Here is a 5,179-nt window from a genome sequence, read left to right as displayed (position 1 = left end):
GGCCTCCTCCTGCGCGGCGGCCAGCGCCTCCGCGGCCTCCGCGGCGACCCGCTCGGCGGCGGCCTTCGCCTCCGCGCGCAGCCGGTCCGCGGTCTCCTGCGCCTCGGAACGCACCCGCTCCGCCTCGGACTCCGCCTCGCTGCGCAGCCGCACGGCGACCTGCTCGGCCTCCGCGCGCACCCGCCCGGCGTCCTGCGCTGCGTCCGTGCGCAGCTGCTCCGCTTCCGCCTCCGCCTGCGCCCGGAGGGTACGGATCCGCTCCGCCGACTCGGCGCGCAGCCGGTCGGCCTCCTCGGCGGTCTCCCGGCGGACGTTCTCCGCCGCCCCGCGCGCATCGCGCAGCGTCTGCTCGGCCGTGCCCAGCCGGCCCTCGGCCTCGGTGTGCAGGCGGACGAGCTCCTCGTCGGCCTCCGCCCGCTTCGCCGCGAGGGCCTCTTCGGTCTCCTCGCGCCGCGCACGCGCCGCCGCGTCGGCCTCGGCCCGGACGGCCTCCGCCTGCTCCTCGGCCTCGGTGCGCAGCCGCTCGGCCTCGGCGCGGGTCCGCTCCAGCGTCTCCTCGGCCTGCTTGCGCAGCGTCGTGGCCCGCTCGACGGCCTCGGCGCGGACCCGCTCGCTCTCGGCACTGGCCCCGCCGCGCAGTTCGTCCGCGTCCGACTTGGCCTTGCCGAGCAGCTCCTCGGCGGTCCGGGCCGCCTCCTCGATCTGCTGGACCGCCTCGCGGCGCGCCTCGCCGCGGATCCGCTCGCCCTCGGCGACGGCCTCGGCGCGCAGCTGCTCCGCCTCGCCGCGCAGCCGCCGGGCCTCCTCCTGGAGTTCGACGGTCCGGGCCCGGTACTCCTCGGTGTCGTCCTTCGCCGCGCCCTTGAGCTCGTCGGCCGTGGCCGCCGCCTGGGCGCGCAGCCGCTCCGCCTCGGACTCGGCCTCGCGGCGGATCCGCTCGGCCTCCTCGGACGCGGCACGGGTGGTCGCCCGCGCGTCCTCCGAGGCCTTGTTCAGCACGTCCTCGGCCGTGCGCGCGGCCTTCGCCAGCTGCGCGGCCGTGTCCTCGGCCGCCGCCGCGCGGGCCTGCTCCGCGGCTTCCGCGCGCAGCCGCTCGACGCCGGCGCGGGCGTCGGCGAGGGTCTGCTCGGCCTCGGCCTTGAGGACCTCGGCCTCCTTCGTGGCCTCGCCGACCAGCCGGGCGACCTGCTCCTTGGCGGTGCGGGTGCGCTGCTCGTTGACGGACTCCGCCGACGCGAGCTGCCGGGACGCGCTCTCCTTGGCGTCCGCGAGGAGCTTCTCGGCCTCGGCGCGCGCGGAGCGCAGGGCGCCGTCGGCCTCCTGGACCCGCTGCTCGGCGACCCGGCCGAGGTCGAGGGTCTGCTGCCGGGTCTGCTCGGCCTCGGCGCTGGTGCTGCTGCGCAGCCGCTCGGCGTGCTCGGTGGCCTCCTGGGCCTGCGCGGAGGCGGCGGTCAGCAGCCGCTCGGCCTCCTTGCGGGCGCGCAGCAGGGTCGCCTCGGTCTCCGTGCGGGCGGCCTCGGCGTCGGCGGCCAGCCGGCGCCGGGTCTCCTCGGCGACGCGCGCCGCCTCGGCGCGCGCGGCGTTCAGGGACTGCTCGGCCTCGGCGCGGGACTCGTCCATGAGCCGGCGGGCCTGGGACTCCGTACGGGAGCGCAGCTGCTCGGCCCAGGCGACGTTCTCGTTGACGTGCGCCTCGACGGTCTGGCGGCGCTCGTTGAGCTCCTGGTCCAGCCGCTGGCGGCGGTTGACGGCCTCGGCGTGCAGCTCGGCCTGGAGGCGCGCCTGGTGTTCGGCGTGCTCCTGCAGGATGCGCTGGGTCTGCGCCCGGGCGTCGCGCAGTTCGCGCTCGGCGTCCGAGCGCATCTGGTCGGCCTGGATCTGGGCGTTGCGGAGCAGCTGCTCCGCCTGGTAGCCCATGTCCGCGCCGTCGTAGGCGGGCCGGGACGCCAGGTTGCGGCGTACCTCGTGGAGCTTGGCGCGCAGCACTTCGACCTGGTATCCGAGGTCTTCGGCGTGCTGGACGGCCTTCCCGCGCTCCTTCTTCAGCCGCTCCATCTCGGCTTCGAAGCGCGAGAGATGGTCGGCTTCAGCCTGATGGCTCTCCTGGCTTTCGTAGCCCCGCACAGCGCGGTCCCATCCGTCCCCTGGTCGCAAGCTCACTCCCAATTGAGCATCGCTCGCCCGCTGAACGACGCCCCCGGGGAATGGTGTCAGATACCGGGGCAGGGGTCACAGGCCCCGACCCCGTCTCCGCACCGAACCCCGGCCGAGCCATGGCCACTCTACCGGCCGGGGAATCGGGCCATCAGTGGTCCATCAATGGTCGGGGTTGGAGGTGACCAGTTCGGTGAGGACTCCGTGGCAGTCCTTGGGGTGCAGGAAGGTGATGGAGGAGCCCATCGAACCCGTCCGGGGCTGGTCGTAGAGGACCCGGACGCCCTTGCCGCGGATGGCCTCCGAGTCGCCCAGGACGTCCTCGGTGCCGAAGGCGATGTGGTGCACTCCCTCGCCGTTCTTGGCCAGCCACTTGCCCACCGCGGAGTCCTCCCGGGTGGGTTCGAGGAGCTGGAGGTAGGAGGCGCCGCCGTCGGAGGTCTCGTTGATCTTGAGCATGGCCTCGCGGACGCCCTGTTCCTCGTTGACCTCGGAGTGGAACACCTCGAAGCCGTACGTGGCACGGTAGAACTCGACGGTCTTGTCCAGGTCGAAGCAGGCGATCCCGATGTGGTCGATTCTTGTCAGCATGGGACCAGTGCACCGCCGAGGAGGGTGGTCACGCAACGTGCCAGCGATCACACCGACTGCCCGGTGACGGCGCGGGTACCGCTCAGTACATTCAGGTAAACCCTCGTTCACTCCTCATCTTCAAGGGGCTGTGCTCCATGTCCGGAACGAACAACACCACGTCAGTGATCGTCGCCGGGGCCCGCACCCCCATGGGGCGGCTGCTCGGCTCGCTGAAGTCCTTCTCGGGCGCCGACCTCGGCGGCTTCGCCATCAAGTCCGCGCTGGACCGGGCCGGCATCGCCGGTGACCAGGTGCAATACGTGATCATGGGCCAGGTGCTGCAGGCCGGCGCGGGCCAGATCCCCGCCCGTCAGGCCGCCGTCAAGGCCGGCATCCCGATGAACGTCCCGGCGCTCACCATCAACAAGGTGTGCCTCTCCGGCCTCGACGCGATCGCCCTCGCCGACCAGCTGATCCGCGCCGGCGAGTTCGACGTCGTCGTCGCCGGCGGCCAGGAGTCCATGACCAACGCCCCGCACCTGCTGCCGAAGTCCCGAGAGGGATTCAAGTACGGCGCGATCGAGATGCTGGACGCGATGGCCTACGACGGCCTCACCGACGCCTTCGAGAACATCGCGATGGGCGAGTCCACCGAGAAGCACAACACCCGCCTGGGCATCGAGCGCGCCCCGCAGGACGAGTTCGCCGCCGCCTCGCACCAGCGGGCCGCCGCCGCGCAGAAGAACGGCGTCTTCGAGGCCGAGATCACCCCGGTCGAGATCCCGCAGCGCAAGGGCGACCCGGTGATCTTCTCCCAGGACGAGGGCATCCGCCCGGAGACCACGGTGGAGTCCCTCGGCAAGCTGCGCCCCGCGTTCGCCAAGGACGGCACGATCACCGCCGGCACCTCCTCGCAGATCAGCGACGGCGCCGCCGCCGTCGTCGTGATGAGCAAGGCGAAGGCCGAGGAGCTGGGCCTGGAGTGGATCGCAGAGATCGGCGCCCACGGCAACGTGGCGGGTCCGGACAATTCGCTCCAGTCGCAGCCGTCGAACGCGATCCTGCACGCCCTGGAGAAGGAGGGCCTGGAGGTCTCCGACCTGGACCTCATCGAGATCAACGAGGCCTTCGCGGCGGTCGCCGTGCAGTCAATGAAGGACCTCGGCGTGACCCCGGAAAGGGTGAACGTCAACGGTGGCGCCATCGCCCTGGGCCACCCGATCGGCATGTCCGGCGCCCGCGTCGTGCTGCACCTGGCGCTGGAGCTCAAGCGCCGCGGCGGCGGGGTCGGCGCGGCCGCGCTGTGCGGTGGCGGCGGCCAGGGCGACGCCCTGATCGTCCGCGTTCCCTAGCCGGCACGGTCCGAGGAAACAGGACCGCCCCGAATCCGTACCCGAAGCCGTACCCGCAGCGAGAACCGAGGAGCGCAGCACGTATGACGGTGGACGTCCCCCAGCTGGTGGCCCAGGCGCGTGACGGCAGGCCGAGAGCGGTGGCCCGGCTGATCTCGCTGGTCGAGGGGGCGTCCCCGCAGCTGCGCGAGGTGATGGCGGCGCTGGCCCCGCTGACGGGCGGGGCGTACGTGGTGGGCCTGACCGGCTCCCCGGGCGTCGGCAAGTCCACGTCCACCTCGGCGCTGGTCTCCGCGTACCGCAAGGCCGGCAAGCGGGTCGGCGTCCTCGCCGTCGACCCGTCCTCGCCGTTCTCCGGCGGTGCGCTGCTCGGCGACCGGGTCCGGATGTCGGACCACGCCTCCGACCCGGGGGTCTACATCCGCTCCATGGCCACCCGCGGCCACCTGGGCGGCCTGGCCTGGGCCGCGCCGCAGGCCATCCGGGTGCTCGACGCGGCCGGCTGCGACGTGATCCTGGTCGAGACCGTCGGCGTGGGCCAGTCGGAGGTGGAGATCGCCTCCCAGGCCGACACCTCGGTGGTGCTGCTGGCCCCCGGGATGGGCGACGGAATCCAGGCCGCCAAGGCGGGCATCCTGGAGATCGGCGACGTGTACGTGGTGAACAAGGCGGACCGGGACGGCGCGGACGCGACCGCCCGCGAGCTGAACCACATGCTGGGCCTGGGCGAGTCCCGGGGCGCGGGCGACTGGCGGCCGCCGATCGTCAAGACGGTCGCGGCCCGCGGCCAGGGCATCGACGAGCTGGTCGAGGCCCTGGAGAAGCACCGGGCGTGGATGGACGAGCGCGGGGTGCTGGCCGAGCGGCGTACGGCCCGGGCCGCGCGCGAGGTGGAGACCATCGCCGTGACGGCCCTGCGGGCCAGGATGGCGGACGTGCACGGGGACGCCCACCTGGACGCCCTCGCGGCCCGGGTCGCGGCCGGCGAGCTGGACCCGTACGCCGCCGCGGACACCCTCCTGGCCACGCTGACCGAGGCGTAGGCCGGTACGCGAGAGCCCCCCCCCCCCCCCACACAGCCAGCCGCCACACCCAAAGAC

General features: G+C 73.5%; 4 protein-coding genes. 2 read left to right on the top strand and 2 right to left on the bottom strand.

Annotation, left to right across the window (positions count from 1 at the left end):
• A partial coding sequence (gene scy, locus ACFXA3_RS15875; protein ID WP_385187142.1) for a polarized growth protein Scy occupies nt 1–2,124 on the bottom strand: 2,124 nt, incomplete at its 3' end.
• Between the two features lie 192 nt (nt 2,125–2,316).
• Nucleotides 2,317–2,745, bottom strand: coding sequence for a methylmalonyl-CoA epimerase (mce, locus tag ACFXA3_RS15870; RefSeq protein ID WP_053784712.1), 429 nt, complete (start codon nt 2,743–2,745; stop codon nt 2,317–2,319).
• 137 nt (nt 2,746–2,882) lie between these two features.
• Between mce and ACFXA3_RS15865 the strand changes: the two genes are divergently transcribed.
• Both ACFXA3_RS15865 and meaB read left to right on the top strand, forming a co-directional pair.
• Entirely contained in the window at nt 2,883–4,079 is a 1,197-nt protein-coding gene (locus ACFXA3_RS15865) for an acetyl-CoA C-acetyltransferase (RefSeq protein ID WP_385187140.1), read from the top strand.
• A gap of 83 nt (nt 4,080–4,162) precedes the next feature.
• Entirely contained in the window at nt 4,163–5,122 is a 960-nt protein-coding gene (gene meaB / locus ACFXA3_RS15860) for a methylmalonyl Co-A mutase-associated GTPase MeaB (protein ID WP_385187139.1), read from the top strand.
• Nucleotides 5,123–5,179 lie beyond the last annotated feature (57 nt).

Source organism: Streptomyces sp. NPDC059456, from assembly GCF_042750055.1.
Lineage (GTDB): Bacteria > Actinomycetota > Actinomycetes > Streptomycetales > Streptomycetaceae > Streptomyces.
This window is presented reverse-complemented; position numbering and strand designations above follow the sequence as displayed.